Origin of the sequence: Arsenophonus endosymbiont of Apis mellifera (assembly GCF_903968575.1) — a bacterium.
In the GTDB taxonomy this organism is placed as follows: domain Bacteria; phylum Pseudomonadota; class Gammaproteobacteria; order Enterobacterales; family Enterobacteriaceae; genus Arsenophonus; species Arsenophonus apicola.
In genome coordinates this window covers 75,844-91,774 of sequence record NZ_CAJCFU010000052.1, presented here as the reverse complement: position 1 = coordinate 91,774, position 15,931 = coordinate 75,844, and the positions used below count along the sequence as shown (strand labels likewise).

At 39.8% G+C, this 15,931-nt stretch carries 16 protein-coding genes; 6 read left to right on the top strand and 10 right to left on the bottom strand.

The window, feature by feature from the left end; translation table 11 throughout:
* The first annotated feature begins 12 nt into the window (after window positions 1-12).
* Window positions 13-900, top strand: coding sequence for a heme o synthase (gene cyoE / locus H1X92_RS08000; protein WP_180559716.1), 888 nt, complete (start codon window positions 13-15; stop codon window positions 898-900).
* Window positions 901-1,077: 177 nt separating this feature from the next.
* Window positions 1,078-2,439 (top strand): MFS transporter, encoded by a 1,362-nt coding sequence (locus H1X92_RS07995; RefSeq protein WP_180559652.1) that lies wholly within the window; start codon window positions 1,078-1,080, stop codon window positions 2,437-2,439.
* A 43-nt stretch (window positions 2,440-2,482) separates the two neighbouring features.
* On the opposite strand, the gene H1X92_RS07990 is transcribed toward H1X92_RS07995, so the two are convergent.
* The gene (locus H1X92_RS07990) at window positions 2,483-2,974 is read right to left on the bottom strand and encodes a YajQ family cyclic di-GMP-binding protein (RefSeq protein WP_180559651.1); all 492 of its coding nucleotides are present in this window, start codon (window positions 2,972-2,974) and stop codon (window positions 2,483-2,485) included.
* Between the two features lie 219 nt (window positions 2,975-3,193).
* Here H1X92_RS07990 and yajL point away from each other — a divergent pair, with 219 nt between their 5' ends.
* Window positions 3,194-3,784 (top strand): protein deglycase YajL, encoded by a 591-nt coding sequence (yajL, locus tag H1X92_RS07985; protein WP_180559715.1) that lies wholly within the window; start codon window positions 3,194-3,196, stop codon window positions 3,782-3,784.
* Between the two features lie 82 nt (window positions 3,785-3,866).
* Here the strand turns inward: yajL and thiI are convergent, their stop codons facing one another.
* Complete coding sequence (gene thiI, locus H1X92_RS07980; RefSeq protein ID WP_180559650.1) at window positions 3,867-5,315, bottom strand: tRNA uracil 4-sulfurtransferase ThiI; 1,449 nt, start codon at window positions 5,313-5,315, stop codon at window positions 3,867-3,869.
* A gap of 211 nt (window positions 5,316-5,526) precedes the next feature.
* Between thiI and xseB the strand changes: the two genes are divergently transcribed.
* The 3 genes from xseB (at window position 5,527) to dxs (ending at window position 8,686) form a co-directional block, all read left to right on the top strand.
* Window positions 5,527-5,781: an exodeoxyribonuclease VII small subunit gene (xseB, locus tag H1X92_RS07975; protein WP_180559649.1), complete on the top strand. Its 255-nt coding sequence runs from the start codon at window positions 5,527-5,529 to the stop codon at window positions 5,779-5,781.
* A 3-nt stretch (window positions 5,782-5,784) separates the two neighbouring features.
* On the top strand, window positions 5,785-6,705 hold the full coding sequence (gene ispA, locus H1X92_RS07970; RefSeq protein ID WP_180559648.1) for a (2E,6E)-farnesyl diphosphate synthase: 921 nt from the start codon (window positions 5,785-5,787) through the stop codon (window positions 6,703-6,705).
* Between the two features lie 115 nt (window positions 6,706-6,820).
* Window positions 6,821-8,686: a 1-deoxy-D-xylulose-5-phosphate synthase gene (gene dxs, locus H1X92_RS07965; RefSeq protein WP_180559647.1), complete on the top strand. Its 1,866-nt coding sequence runs from the start codon at window positions 6,821-6,823 to the stop codon at window positions 8,684-8,686.
* A 64-nt stretch (window positions 8,687-8,750) separates the two neighbouring features.
* On the opposite strand, the gene pgpA is transcribed toward dxs, so the two are convergent.
* From pgpA to secD, 8 genes are all read right to left on the bottom strand, one after another.
* Window positions 8,751-9,251, bottom strand: coding sequence for a phosphatidylglycerophosphatase A (gene pgpA / locus H1X92_RS07960; protein WP_180559646.1), 501 nt, complete (start codon window positions 9,249-9,251; stop codon window positions 8,751-8,753).
* The gene (gene thiL, locus H1X92_RS07955) at window positions 9,244-10,233 is read right to left on the bottom strand and encodes a thiamine-phosphate kinase (RefSeq protein ID WP_180559645.1); all 990 of its coding nucleotides are present in this window, start codon (window positions 10,231-10,233) and stop codon (window positions 9,244-9,246) included. The genes pgpA and thiL overlap by 8 nt, the downstream gene beginning before the upstream one ends.
* A gap of 98 nt (window positions 10,234-10,331) precedes the next feature.
* On the bottom strand, window positions 10,332-10,745 hold the full coding sequence (gene nusB / locus H1X92_RS07950; protein ID WP_180559644.1) for a transcription antitermination factor NusB: 414 nt from the start codon (window positions 10,743-10,745) through the stop codon (window positions 10,332-10,334).
* 22 nt (window positions 10,746-10,767) lie between these two features.
* Window positions 10,768-11,238 (bottom strand): 6,7-dimethyl-8-ribityllumazine synthase, encoded by a 471-nt coding sequence (gene ribH, locus H1X92_RS07945; RefSeq protein WP_180559643.1) that lies wholly within the window; start codon window positions 11,236-11,238, stop codon window positions 10,768-10,770.
* 185 nt (window positions 11,239-11,423) lie between these two features.
* Window positions 11,424-12,533, bottom strand: a complete 1,110-nt coding sequence (gene ribD / locus H1X92_RS07940; RefSeq protein WP_180559642.1) for a bifunctional diaminohydroxyphosphoribosylaminopyrimidine deaminase/5-amino-6-(5-phosphoribosylamino)uracil reductase RibD — start codon at window positions 12,531-12,533, stop codon at window positions 11,424-11,426.
* A 9-nt stretch (window positions 12,534-12,542) separates the two neighbouring features.
* Window positions 12,543-12,992 carry a transcriptional regulator NrdR gene (nrdR, locus tag H1X92_RS07935; RefSeq protein ID WP_026821453.1) on the bottom strand — a complete coding sequence of 150 codons (450 nt, stop codon included), beginning with the start codon at window positions 12,990-12,992 and terminating at the stop codon, window positions 12,543-12,545.
* A gap of 105 nt (window positions 12,993-13,097) precedes the next feature.
* Window positions 13,098-14,066, bottom strand: coding sequence for a protein translocase subunit SecF (secF, locus tag H1X92_RS07930; protein ID WP_180559641.1), 969 nt, complete (start codon window positions 14,064-14,066; stop codon window positions 13,098-13,100).
* A gap of 11 nt (window positions 14,067-14,077) precedes the next feature.
* On the bottom strand, window positions 14,078-15,925 hold the full coding sequence (secD, locus tag H1X92_RS07925; RefSeq protein ID WP_180559640.1) for a protein translocase subunit SecD: 1,848 nt from the start codon (window positions 15,923-15,925) through the stop codon (window positions 14,078-14,080).
* Between the last annotated feature and the right edge of the window lie 6 nt (window positions 15,926-15,931).

The window sequence follows — 15,931 nt, the reverse complement described above, 5'->3', positions numbered from 1 at the left end:
AGAGTTGTGGATCTGATGAAGCAATATCTACAAGTGACCAAACCAGGTATTATTTTCGGTAATCTAATTTCTGTTATTGGCGGTTTTCTGCTCGCGGCTAAAGGGATAATTGATTACCCGCTATTTATGACTACATTACTCGGCGTATCTCTAGTCGTCGCTTCTGGTTGTGTTTTTAACAACTATATCGACCGAGATATCGACCGAATGATGGAGAGAACCAAAAATCGACCTTTAGTTAAAGGACTTATTGATCCGAAATTTTGCCTAATTTATGCCAGCATACTGGGTATTGCTGGCATAGCTTTGCTCTATATTGCCACCAATGCCTTAGCGGCTCTGCTTGCCGTTATCGGCTTTGTTATTTATGTCGGTATTTATAGCCTCTATATGAAACGTAAATCGGTTTATGGCACCCTAGTAGGCAGTTTATCCGGCGCTGCACCGCCAGTTATTGGTTACTGCGCTGTTTCTGATCAATTTGATATGGGAGCATTGATTCTGCTATTGATTTTTAGTTTATGGCAAATGCCACACTCTTATGCGATTGCTATTTTTCGTTTCAAAGATTATCAAACTGCCAATATTCCGGTGCTACCAGTGATTAAAGGAATTTCCGTCGCCAAAACCCATATCTTTTTATATATCCTGGCTTTTATGGTAGCCACGATTATGCTCGCCATTAGCGGCTATGCCGGCTACAAATATCTTATTGTTGCTGCTGCGGTGAGTTTATGGTGGCTTGGTATGGCAGTTTCTGGTTTTAAAAATCAGAATGATGATCATCTTTGGGCACGAAAATTGTTTATTTTCTCTATCGTGGCAATTACTTCTCTCAGCGTCATGATGTCTATTGATCCAACTGTTACCGCTAAACAGTCTTTTGTCTATCTCAAATAATAAGTTACCTTAAATAGTGGCAGCTAATTGCCACTACTTGAATGATTAAAATAGCTAAAATGCGAACCAATTCCCTACTTTTTTATTCATAGCTTGCTAATGCCTCCGCAACAAATATATTAACTAATCGATTAAACCATTTTACAATGTCTACTGTTAAAGTTTCAGAGATCAACCATGAATAACAGTATAATGACACCAAGAGAATTAAAGGCAATCTGGGGGTTAGGAGCAGTATTCACATTACGTATGCTAGGCATGTTTATGGTATTACCCATACTAACAAGCTACGGACTTGAACTAAAAGATGCTAACGAATTATTACTTGGTCTGGCTATTGGCATTTATGGTATAAGTCAGGCAATCTGCCAAATCCCTTTTGGTCTAATGTCCGACCGATTTGGTCGTAAGCAATTAATTATCGCCGGCTTGCTTATTTTTATTGCTGGTAGTGTGATCGCAGCCATTACAGATTCCATCTGGGGTATTATTATTGGCCGTGCTTTACAAGGCGCAGGCGCCATTTCTGCTGCCATTATGGCATTACTTTCCGATCTGACTAGCGAGCAAAATAGAACCAAAGCGATGGCTTTTATGGGAATAAGCTTTGGTATCACTTTTGCTATTGCGATTGTTCTTGGCCCGATTATTACTCATGCTATCGGTCTCCATGGTCTGTTTTGGGGAATAAGCTTACTTGCTTTGGGTGGAATATTGATAACTCGTTTCGTTATACCTGACTGTCAATACCATATGGTTAATCGTGAAACACATTTTATAAAAAATAGTGTCCAAAGAGTCATTAATAATCGCCAACTCCTTAAACTTAATTTTGGTATATTTTGTTTACATACCCTGCTGATGGCAAATTTTGTTGCTTTACCGTTAGTGCTTATCGATTCAGGCCTACCAACTAACCAACATTGGAAAATATATTTAATCACTTTACTTATTGCTTTTATCACGGTTCTACCTTTTGTTATCTATGCTGAAAAGCAACAGCGAATGAAACAAGTTTTCCTATTATGTATTAGCATCTTATTTATATCTGAATTAACGTTTTGTTTTTCTAATCAACAGGTTTGGTTAATCGTGCTTGGTCTGCAACTGTTTTTTATTGCATTTAATGTTATGGAGGCATTATTACCTTCACTTATTAGTAAAGAAGCGCCTGCCGGATATAAAGGAACCGCGATGGGGCTCTATTCAACCAGTCAGTTTCTCGGCGTTGCGTTAGGCGGGATTTTAGGCGGATGGCTTTTTCAATTAAATGGCGCTTCCTTAGTTTTTATGGCCGGCTTAATACTTTGTGCATGCTGGTTTTTTATTAGCTTAAATATGCATCAACCTGCTTATATCAGTAGTATTCGCTTAATTTTACCCCAAAAAATCAAAGATTTTAATTTACTACACACTCAATTAATCAATGAACCGGGTGTGCATGAAGTAATGCTCGATCTTAAAGCGCTTAGCGCCTACATTAAAATAGATAAAAAAATGATTAGTCGGATGCAGTTGGAAACTATCATTAATAACTAATAGCATACTACCTGCTGTAAGATATACAGCAGGAATGATAAATTTAGTCACGAAAATTAGTAAATTGAAAGGGTTGACCAAGTTCTGCCTCTCGCACTAATGTGATCACAGATTGTAAATCATTTCGTGACTTACCGGTTACTCGCACTTGTTCCCCCTGAATTTGCGCTTGAACTTTCAATTTACTCTCTTTAATTAGTTTAGTGATCTTTTTTGCCATGACCGAATCAATACCTTGTAATAATGAAGCCTCAAGGCTATAGGTTTTCCCACTATGAACAATATCGTCAGATATATTTGAAACAGCACCATCTATTCCACGTTTAGCTAATTTCTCGCGTAAAATATCTACTAATTGATTTACTTGAAAGTCGGACACACTCGTCACTTTAATGGATTCATTCTTTTCATTTAATTCAAAACTGGCTTCAACATTGCGAAAATCCCAACGACTAGCTAATTCACGTTGCGCATTTTCAACAGCATTACAGACTTCATGCATGTCAATTTCAGAAACTATATCAAATGATGGCATATTTCATGACCTCCTAATTACTCATAAAATAGCATAATACTACTTTTTATTATCAGCAAAAGCTCTATACTTGAAGTTAAATAACTTATCAAAAAGCATAGTTGATTCAGTCAGATGGAAAACAATCGCGATCTTTGGTGATGACACTGTTGGCAAGTTATGGCTGACAACATGATAAGTACGATTATTTATCCATTAATTAGACAGAGAGAAACTGAAATGTCACCAACCGTTCTCGTTTGCCTGACGCACGGTAGCGAAGAAATCGAAGCTGTAACAGCAATTGATCTATTAACTAGAGCCGAGATCTCAGTAACAACCGCTAGTAGCGCAGATAATGGCGAATTGGTATTAACTTGCTCAAGGGGAGTAAAAATTGTTGCCGACACTCAGTTAGTCAAGATTATTGAACAAGATTTTGATGCCATCGTATTACCTGGTGGATTAAAAGGAGCAGAAGCGTTTCGTGATAATCCGCTGATCATTGAAAAAATTCGCCAGTCCCATCATCAGGGTAAAATCATTGCCGCTATTTGTGCCGTACCTGCCATCGTATTAGAACACCATAATTTATTTCCCATTGGCAATATGACAGGTTATCCTGCTTTACAAAGTAAAATTGCCAGCCATAAACGCGTTGATTCTCGTGTCTACTATGATGAACGGGTAAAACTACTTACTAGTCAAGGGCCTGCCACAGCTATTGATTTTTCACTTAAACTTATCGAACTACTGGTTGGCAAAAAACAGGCAGCGGAAGTTGCTGCACAACTTGTCCTGCCACCTGGTATTTACAATTATGCTAATTAACGGCGATATAGTGACAAGTTGGCCATGTTAACTTGCAACTAGCCAGCCTATGCCTAGGACGCAAAAAGTTAAGCCGTTAGCATTAAGGTCGATACACTTTTACATTTTTAAAACCCTGTTCATGTAAATAAAGTGCTTGTAAGCGACTCATAACTCCACGCTCGCAATAGAGTAAATAAGGTTTTTGCGGTGGTAACTCACCAAATTGGCTATTGAGCTTATAAAATGGCAGTAGCTTGATGTTAACACCTGCCAGCTTGAGTGGGCGAGCTTCCTGTTCATCCGGGGAACGAATATCCAAAATAATATCATCAACAGAAAATGTACTAACTACTTCTACTGCTGGCGTTTCCTCTTGACTGTCATTCATTATCTGACGAATATCAATATTTTGTGCTGTACTAATAACATGATCAAGCAGCGTAAAATCAAAATTTGCTTCCTGCGCTTCAATTTTCGCTTTTACTGCTTTCACCGTTGGCTTTTTCGAGATCACACCACAATATTCGGGCATAGTATGCGCAAATTCTGCCGTCCCTATCTCACGAGCTAGGTTAATAATATGTTCTTTATCATGTGAAATTAATGGCCGTAAAATCAAGGTATCTGTAACATTATCAATTAAACGTAGATTGGTTAATGTCTGACTAGAAACTTGTCCTAACGCTTCACCGGTTACTAACGCTTGAACCCCATAACGTTCTGCTATTATCGATGCGGTACGCATCATCATCCTTTTTAGGACTACTCCCATCTGGCCGTCATCAATCTTTGTAAGAATTTCGCTTACAATTGGCGCAAAATCTATCGCCACAAAACGCACTTTATGTGAACGACCAAAACGATGCCAAAGATGGTAAGCAACCTGTTTGACACCAATCTCGTGGCTGGCGCCACCTAGATTAAAAAAGCAGTAATGAACTCGGCAGCCACGTCGCATTAGCATGTAGCTAGACACCCCAGAATCAAAGCCACCAGATATCAGCGATAAAACATCTTCTTGTGTACCGATAGGAAAACCACCAATTCCTTGAATTCGGGATTTAACCAGCATGACTTTATCGTTTTCAATTTCAAGATTCACGGTGATATCAGGCTGATTGAGTTTCACCTTAGCCGACGAAATATGTTGATTTAATCCGCCACCAACGTAACGTTCTACTTCAATTGAACTAAAATCGTGCTTACCGCGACGCTTAACGCGCACACAAAAGGTATTATTGGTTAGCGATTCAGCATAAGTGGCATAAGCCAACTCAAAAATATGGTGGAGATCACGGAATTGATATTCTTCAACTAACAGAATATGATGGATGCCAGGAATTCTTGTTAAGGCATCACAAATTTCATCATAATATGTGTTTTTTTTAGCGCGAACTACGATGTTATCCCAATGGCGAGTAACGGTAATTTCCGCATCTAATACCTTTAATATATTAAGAATATTGCTAGCCAAGATCTTAATAAAGCGCAACCGCACAGACTGGCTTTTGATGGTAATTTCAGGAAATAGTTTAATAATAAACTTCATAATTTTGTATAAAAGTCGGTTTTTATTTTTGCGAATAAACGCATATTATGCATATTTATTAGCAGGGCGTTTAATTTTAAGGCGGGAAGTATATCACTATATTGTGCTTTAGCGCTAAAAATCACAAAAAGAATAAATTGCATGCATAAATATAGTAAAATAAATCGCCTTATGCGCATATTCATCTGATATCAAGGCAAGTAAAACGATTATGGCTAAAAAGAAAATATCTGATAGACAAGATCCGCTATCTTTTGAAACTTCACTTACCGCGTTAGAGCAGATTGTCTCGCGCTTAGAGTCAGGCGAACTTCCGCTAGAAAAAGCATTAAGTGAATTTGAACAGGGGATCCAATTAGCCAGGCAAGGCCAGAAAGCGTTGCAACAGGCAGAACAGCGGGTTCAAATTTTGTTACAAGACGATGACAATGCACCATTAGATAACTTTACGCCGGAAGATAAATAAATCATGCCTGAAATAGTGACACTTTCTTTTGCCGATCAACGTCAGTGGGTACATGATCGCGTCAATAAAACACTACTAAACCAATTCCAGCGCTTTCGGTTTAATCAGAGTCAACTTGTTACGGCAATGGAATATGGCACATTGCTGGGTGGAAAACGACTAAGACCTTTTTTAGTTTACGCGATAGGTGATATGTTAAATGTTGCTGTGGAAAACCTGGATGTACTTGCTGCAGCTGTTGAATGTATTCATGCTTTTTCATTGATCCACGATGATTTACCAGCAATGGATAATGATAATCTACGCCGTGGCCAGCCTACCTGCCATATTTCTTTCGGTGAAGCCCATGCAATTTTAGCGGGTGATGCCCTGCAAACACTTGCCTTTGACATCTTGTCTCGTTCTGCTATGCCTGATGTTAGTGATACTAATCGCCTTGCCATGATAGCTGAGCTGGCTACTGCTACTGGTGCAGCAGGCATGTGTGGTGGCCAAGCGCTTGATATGGAATCAGAAGGTCAACAGATTGATCTCGCAACACTGGAATCAATCCATCATCATAAAACAGGTGTTTTAATTCGTGCCGCCATCAGAATTAGTGCACTTGCAGCTGGCAACCAAGGCTACAACTTACTACCATTATTAGATAATTATGCCAATGCGATTGGACTGTTATTTCAAGTCCATGATGATATTCTTGATGTTACTGGTGATACCGTCATTTTAGGTAAAAATCAGGGTTCTGATGAAAAACATAAAAAAAGTACCTATCCATCATTAATCGGTCTTGAACAAGCACAAAAAAAAGCGAACAATCTATATGAACAAGCACTGGATACACTCTATATATTAGAACAACAGTATGGACTTAATACGGAAACACTAAAAAACTTAACACATTTTATTATCAAACGAAAAAACTAATTTCCTTGATACAAAAACAGAACATTTTACCGGTAATAAAATTCCAAATAATCTTTTGGCGGCCTACTACAGCGTCATTAGTATAAACAAAAAAACAATTATTTAATGGGCAGACATGAGTATTGATATCGCTTCCTATCCAACTTTAGCATTAATAGACACACCGGAAGAATTAAGACTTTTACCAAAAGAAAGTCTTATCAAATTATGTGAAGAGTTGCGACAATTTTTATTAAATAGTGTTAGTCGTTCCAGTGGGCATTTCGCTTCTGGACTAGGAGCCATTGAACTCACTGTCGCTTTACACTATGTATATAAAACCCCCTTTGATAATCTTATCTGGGATGTCGGCCACCAGGCATATCCACATAAGATATTAACTGGTCGCCGCGACCGTATTGGTACAATACGACAAAAAAATGGCTTACACCCTTTCCCCTGGCGAGCAGAAAGTGAATATGACATTCTTAGCGTTGGTCATTCCTCTACTTCCATCAGTGCGGGACTCGGCCTGGCGGTAGCGGCAGAATATGAAAATAAAGATCGCAAAACGGTTTGTGTTATTGGTGATGGTGCCATTACAGCAGGTATGGCTTTTGAAGCAATGAATCATGCAGGTGATATTCACAAAGATATACTAGTGATCCTCAATGACAATGAAATGTCAATTTCAGAAAACGTTGGTGCATTAAATAATCATTTGGCACAACTGTTATCTGGCAATTTATATACTTGCTTACGTGAGGGTGGAAAAAAGGTATTTTCTAATATCCCATCCATTAAGGAATTATTAAAGAAAACCGAAGAGCATCTTAAAGGAATGATGATCCCAAGTACTATGTTTGAAGAATTGGGGTTTAACTACATTGGTCCAATTGATGGCCATGATGTACTTACATTAGTACAAACATTAAAAAATATGCGTGAGTTAAAAGGCCCGCAGTTTTTACATATCATGACTAAAAAAGGCAAGGGTTATGAACCGGCCGAAAAAGATCCTATCAGCTGGCATGCCGTGCCTAAATTTGATCCAGCAACGTTTAGCCTACCCAAAAACAGTAATAAGCAATTAACTTTTTCACAGGTTTTTGGCGATTGGTTATGCCAAGAAGCAACCGATGATCCTAAACTGATGGCAATTACGCCAGCCATGCGAGAAGGATCGGGCATGGTTGAGTTTTCTAAAACCTATCCTAAACAATATTTTGATGTAGCAATTGCAGAACAACACGCTGTGACTTTTGCTGCTGGCCTTGCCATTGGAGGCTACAAGCCTGTCGTTGCCATTTATTCAACTTTTTTACAACGTGCGTATGATCAAGTGATCCATGATGTGGCCATTCAAAAGTTGCCTATTCTGTTTGCTATCGATCGAGCTGGAGTTGTGGGAGCCGATGGACAAACCCATCAAGGTGCTTTCGATTTATCATTCTTACGTTGCCTACCTGATATGATCATTATGTCACCTAGTGATGAAAACGAATGCCGTCAAATGTTACATACGGGTTATCACTACCAGGATGGCCCTGTGGCAGTTCGTTATCCAAGAGGAACGGGTTCTGGTGCCACTCTACAACCACTAGCAAAAATTCCAATTGGTAAAGGGCTAATTTGCCGCCAAGGAAAAAAAATTGCCATCCTCAACTTTGGAACATTGCTTGCTGAAGCTATAAAAGCAGCAGAATTACTGAATGCCACGGTGGTTGATATGCGGTTTGTAAAACCGTTAGACGAAACATTGCTACTGGAGATAGCTCAAACTCATAAGCTATTGGTCACATTAGAAGAAAATGCAATTATGGGGGGAGCAGGTAGCGGCGTTAATGAATTTTTATTAAAAGCGCATCACATTATGCCTATTATCAATCTCGGCTTACCAGATCACTATATTCCACAAGGAAGTCAAGCAGAAATTCTGGCTGAGCTTGGGCTTAATTCAGCTGGAATTGTTAAATCAATTAACAACTATTACGCCAAATAAATTAATGGATAGGTTGAAAAAATTAAAAGCAGCGGTTTAGCGATCGCTTTTGATTTTCAGTAACTCACTGATATAAAAATGTAGGAAACCAGTGAACAAGAGCAGCTATGATCACAATAGCAAAAATGGCCGCAATGATATCATCTAACATGATACCTAATCCTCCGCCTACTTGCCGATCAAACCAACCAATAGGCCAAGGTTTTAACATGTCAAAAAAGCGGAAAAGCACAAATGCGATCAATACCCACTGCCAATTAACCAACGGTATCGCCATAAGGGTCATCCACATGCCAATAAATTCATCCCAAACAATACTACCGTGGTCGTGAACTTGCATATCATCAGATGTTCGTTGACAAATAACAATGCCAACAGCAAAACCAAATAAAATAATTAACCAACATAACCAAACCGGTAACAGCCAATACATAAGTAGCCAGAACGGAATAGCCGCTAAGGATCCCATGGTTCCAGGGATGATAGGTGATAAACCACTACCGAATCCGGTTGCCAATAGATGCCAAGGATTTGACAGTTTTAAGCGTGATTTGGCATCAGTCATAACAAGCTTCCTCAATAAAATGATCAAACCCGGCTAAATCAGGTGAAACTTCCTTATTGCCATGAAAATAGCGAATACCTTCTGATTCTGGTGTGATCTGACCAATACAATGAAAGTTTGCCCCAGTATGGGCGAGTGCTGACTCTAATGCACCACGGTTTATCTCTGGCACGGTAAAGCACAGTTCATAATCTTCTCCACCACTTAACGCCCAGCTTAATGCCTGCTCTGAGGTAACTTGTCTGCGCAATGCGTCGGATAATGGTAAAAAATCCAATTTAATTTTAGCGCCACGGCCACTAATTTTTAGAATATGACCGAGATCAGAAATCAAGCCATCAGAAATATCTATCGCTGAAGAAGCAAGATGGCGTAAAGCCTGGCCTTGCAAAATACGTGGCTGTGGCCTTAAATGACGCTGGAGCAAAAAATGACGATCTTTTACATCATCAACAACCAACTGAGATTGTAAAATCGCCAGACCTGCTGCACTATCTCCCAATGTTCCGGTGACATAAATCCAATCACCATTACAGGCACCTGACCGTGTTAGTGATTTACCTATAGGAATCAAACCATGGGCAGTATAGGTTAGACTCATTGGCCCACGGGTTGTATCGCCACCAATAAGCTGCATTTCATAATAATTAAGCTGTTCAAATAGGCTAGAACTAAATCTTGCCAACCAATCTTCATTGATTTGTGGCAATGTTAACGCCAGAGAAACCCAGGCAGGATCGGCACCCATAGCGGCTAAATCACTCAAATTAACCGCTAAAGATTTGTAGGCTAAATCTTCTGGTGAAATACTATCAAGGAAATGGATACCAGCAACTAGTGTATCAGTAGTAATTGCTAATTGCTGTTTTTCCGGTATTGTTATCAATGCACAATCATCACCAATGCCGATATTAACGTCATGCCGATTTTGCTGTTGACGATTAAAATAACGTGCGATGATATCAAATTCGCCACAAACCATAATAATATTCCAATATACTATGTTCCGATTGCTATAAGGCTATCACACTACCTTATAATCAAAATGAACATCAAATTATTCGAAAAGCCTGAACACCATTACTTCTTACGTACAATAGCAACAACTTTATCGAGGGCACCATTGATAAATTTGTGACTCTCCTCGGCACCAAAAACTTTTGCTAATTCTATCGCTTCATTAATAGCAACTTTATAAGGTACATCATTACGGTAACAGAGTTCAAACATCGCTAAACGTAAAACCGCTTTCTCTACCTGACCCAGTTCCCCCAATTGACGAGAAAGATAAGGAGCCATCTTTTTATCCAGTTCCGACACATGCGTTGAAACACCATTAAGTAGCTCACGGAAGTAAGTTACATCAACATCTGACATATCCTGTTCAGATAAAAATTCCTCTGTAACATCAGCAATACTATTACCCGATAATTGCCACGAATAAATCGCCTGAACAGCACACTCACGCGCGCGATGACGAGCAGCAGGTTTCACAAAATTCCCCTTAAAAAAATATTTAGCCTTTAATGGCCTGAATTACATTAACCATTTCCAGCGCAGCTAACGCAGCATCAGCACCTTTATTCCCTGCTTTTGTACCTGCACGCTCAATGGCCTGCTCAATATCCTCGGTGGTTAATACGCCAAAGGCAACCGGAATATTACTAGTCATCGCAACATTAGAAAGTCCAGCACTACATTCACCGGCAACATAGTCAAAATGTGGGGTTGCACCACGTATAACGCTAGCAAGAGCAACCACTGCATCATATTTTTTTGTTTCTACTAATGTTTTAATCGTCAATGGTAGTTCATAAGCACCAGGCACCCAAACTACCGTAATATTTTCTGTTTTAACTTGACCTACACGCGCCAGGGTATCCATAGCGCCTTCGAGCAAGCTATTGTTTATAAAATGATTAAAACGTGCAATAGCTATTGCTATACGCGCTTTTGGTGCTGTTACCGTAGCTTTTATTTCCTTCATAGCCTTCCTTAAATACTAATTATTCTGTACAGAAACAACAATTTTACCATATTCTTTTATATACTGCGCTGCTGAATTTAGCTAACTTTAGAACAGTTATTAGAAACGCTAGATTGAATCAATTAATATTATTTCAACAATAGAACTAGGCTCTGTTAAGCTAACCAGCTAATAAGAATATGACATCACAATGGACGCAGTGTTAAACGTAAATCAGTGCCAATAAGTTCAATATTAATAAATTCGAATCCAGGTGCATCTTTCAATTTTTGTAATTCTGGAATATTAATTAATCCTCTGGCGCTTGTCCCTAAAATTTTAGGGGCTATATAAACAATCAATTCATCAACTAAGCCTAGTGTCAACAAAGCGCCAGCAAGGGTTGGCCCGCTTTCAACCCAAATTGAATTAATATTACGTTTAGCCAACTGCATCATCAGCAAAACTAAATCAATACCATTTTGGTAGGTTGGGATGGTTATTTGTTCAACATTACCACACCAATTTTGCGCGATAGGATTCGGGCGAATAAGCCAACATTCACCCGCTGATTTTGTTACAAAATGTTCTGGTTTTACTTGATTATTGCGATCCAAAACAATTCTAATTGGTTGGCGCAACTGACTTTTAGGATATATATTTTGCAGTTCAGGCGCAAAATCTGTCCAACGAACATTTAAAGCAGGATTATCTGCTAAGACAGTGGCACTGGTGGTTAAAATTGCACTCGCCTGAGCTCTGAAATTTTGCACATCCTGACGAGCTGCTGGCGAAGTGATCCATTTGCTTTCACCTGATGCAAGCGCTGTCCGACCATCAAGGGATGCGGCTAACTTAAGTTGAACATAGGGGAAACCGGTTCGCATCCTTTTTAAAAAGCCTCGATTTAACTGCTCAGCTTCATCCATTAGTAAACCATGAATTACTTCGATACCAGCCTGCTGGAGTTTAAGTAAACCACGTCCTGCAACTTGAGGATTTGGATCTTGCATCGCCACAACAACACGCCGAATACCTGCACTAATTAACGCATCTGCACAAGGCGGCGTTTTACCATAATGGCTACAGGGTTCTAATGTGACATATGCGGTTGCTCCATTAGCTTTATCACCCGCCATTTGTAAAGCATAAATTTCCGCATGCTCATCGCCTGCTTTACAATGAAAACCTTCTCCCACAACTTCACCATCGCGCACAATGACGCAACCTACATTCGGGTTGGGTGAAGTAGTAAATCGTCCTTGGCTGGCCAATGACAACGCACGGCTCATAAACTGCTGATCAAACGGGGGCATTTTTTACTCTTAATCCTGTAACTTAGCTATTTCTTCGCCAAATTCACGAATATCTTCAAAACTACGATAAACCGAAGCAAAGCGTATATAAGCAACTTTATCCAATTTTTTTAACTCATCCATGACAATTTTTCCGATCATTTTCGCCGGAATTTCTCGCTCTCCAGTTGCGCGAAGTTGCGATTTTATATTGTTAATAGCTGTTTCAACATCATCAGAACTTACCGGGCGTTTTTCTAGTGCTTTTTGCATACCTCGTCTAAGTTTGTGTTCATCAAATGACTCACGCACATCATCACTTTTTACTACCCGTGGCATAACTAATTCAGCCACTTCAAAAGTCGTAAAACGCTCATGACATTCAAGACATTGTCGACGACGACGAACCTGCGAACCATCGCCAACCAGACGTGAATCAATCACTTTGGTATCTACAGCGGTGCAAAATGGGCAATGCATAAAATTTCCTGATTTTAGGGTCCGGTTTTTCAGTTTAACCCAGCTATCAATGAAAAACACCCTGCTAGCGCAATCTAACAGGGTGCAAGTTAACAAAATTTACCTTTAAGGCACCAGAGAATTTTGATCTGCTCCCTCTTTTTCGACTTTAGGAGGGATCAAATGCTCTCGTTTCATTCCCATCTTTAATGCCAGAGCAGAAGCAACATAAATTGAAGAAACGGTGCCAATCGTCACCCCAATTAACATAACTAGAGAAAATCCTTTCAGTATTGAACCACCAAAAAGATAGAGCATCAGTACCACTAATAAAGAAGTTCCTGATGTAATAAGTGTTCGACTCAATGTTTGTGTTAAGGAAACATTGACTATTTCGTATGAAGTACCGCGGCGGATCTTGCGGAAATTTTCACGAATACGATCAGAAACAACAATGCTGTCATTTAAGGAATAACCGATAACCGACATTAATGAAGCAACGATAGTCATATCAACTTCAATTTGAAAAAGCGACACAATGCCTAATGTAATAACTACATCATGAGCTAATGATATTACCGCACCAGCAGCCAGACGCCATTCAAAACGAAAACCAACGTAAATCAAAATACAGATCAAAGCTGCTAAAAGTGCCATTGCTCCGGTTTGAGCTAATTCACTACCGACACTCGGCCCAACAAACTCGATGCGCTTAACCGTTGCTTGATCATCGACATTTTTGTTAATCACTGAAATAATAGACTTACCGATTTCTTGACCTGCCACGCCTTCAGTGGGAGGCAACCGGATCATAATATCTCGGCTGCTACCAAAATTTTGGATCAGAGGTTCCTGATAACCATTATTCGCTAAACTGGCTCTAATTTTATCAAGATCTGCAGGTTGACTGAGGTTAATTTCAATTACAGTCCCACCGGTAAAATCTAATCCCCAGTTAAAACCTTTCAATGATATGACCGTAACGGAAAGAATAAACAAAGCAATTGAGATAGCAAACGCTAAATAATCCCAACGCATAAAATCGATAACTTTGCGGCCATGATTTAACTGTTCTACTGTGTAATCTTGCGCCATAACCACGCTCCTTAAATAGACAGCTTTTTAATACGTTTACCACCATACAATAAGTTCACGATAGCACGTGTTCCTACAATGGCAGTAAACATGGAGGTGGCAATACCAATTGCCGTAGTAATAGCAAAGCCCTTAATAGAGCCGGTGCCTACCGCATACAAAATGGTTGCCGTGATCACAGTTGTCAAATTCGCGTCTAATATACTGGAAAATGCCCCTTTATAACCTTCATGTATCGCTTGCTGTACCGAACGACCATTTTTTAGCTCTTCTTTAATACGTTCATTAATCAATACATTCGCATCCACTGCAACAGCAAGCGTTAAAACAATACCAGCAATTCCCGGCATGGTCAGAGTAGCTCCCGGCAATAAGGACATAATTCCCATAATGAGGATCAAGTTTGCTAACAACGCCGAACTGGCAATCAGGCCAAACTTGCGATAATAAATGACCATAAACAGCACAGAAGCGAGTAAACCAGCTAATGAGGCTTTCATACCTTGCTCAATATTTTGCAATCCTAATGTTGGCCCAATTGTGCGTTCTTCAACAATTTGAATGGGTGCAATCAATGCGCCAGCGCGTAATAATAAAGATAATTGACGAGCTTCTGTTGGATTGCTAATACCGGTAATACGAAATTTGCTACCAAAACGAGCGGAGATTCTGGCGACATTAATGACTTTTTCATCTTTTACCAAAATAGCACGACCATTGGCATCCTTTCGCCCGCTATCTTTATATTCGACAAATAAAGTTGCCATCAATTTATCCTGATTATCACGCGTAAAATCAGACATAATAGAGCCACCGACACTATCTAGACCAATACTGACCTGTGGACTACCCATTTCATCCATATCAGATGTCGAATCAGTAATGTGATCCCCTGTCAAAATCACGCGTTTATAAAGAACCACCGGCTCGCCATCACGCGTATATTTTATCTCGGAATCACCAGGAATATGGCCACGTTGAATAGCCGAACTGTCTATGCCGACATTAACTAAGCGAAACTCCAGTGTTGCAGTTGCACCGAGGATCTCTTTTGCTCGCGCCGTATCTTGAATACCCGGTAATTCAACGACAATACGATCAGCTCCCTGACGTTGCACCAATGGTTCAGCAACGCCTAATTGGTTAACGCGGTTACGGATAATATTAATATTTTGTGATACTGCATAATTACGCGCTTCACGGATCCGCTCATCTGTCATTACTGCCGTTAATATATTGTTGTTACCCATAGTAAAAACTAAATCACGATAACGTGGTGTCAGATAAGATTCTGCTTGTGAGCGATCACTATCATCACGGAAACGAATTTCAACGCCGTAATTATCTATTTTACGTATCGTTGAATATGGGATCCCTTTTTCTCGTAAATCACTACGCAGGCCATCCATATTCTGTTCTTGTAATTTACCCAACGCCGTTTCCATATCCACCTCCATTAAGAAGTGAACACCACCACGCAAATCTAACCCTAATTTCATGGGTTCACCGCCCAATGCCCTTAACCAATGAGTGGTGGCAGGTGCCAGATTTAACGCCACAATATACTGCTCTCCTAAACCAGCAACTAGGGTTTCGCGTGCATGTAACTGGACATCTGGATTATCAAAACGAGCAAGAATTACACCGTTTTCCAGTGCAATTGATTTACTTTCGATTTTCTCTTTCTTTAAAATATTGCGAACCTGATCAACAGTCTGTTCATTGGCAGCGGTTCCCCGCACGCCAGTGATCTGAACAGCCGGATCTTCTCCATAAAGATTGGGAAGCGCATACAGCAGACCGATGAGTAACGCAGCGATCAACATCAAATACTTCCACAAAGGATAACGATTTAGCACGGCAAT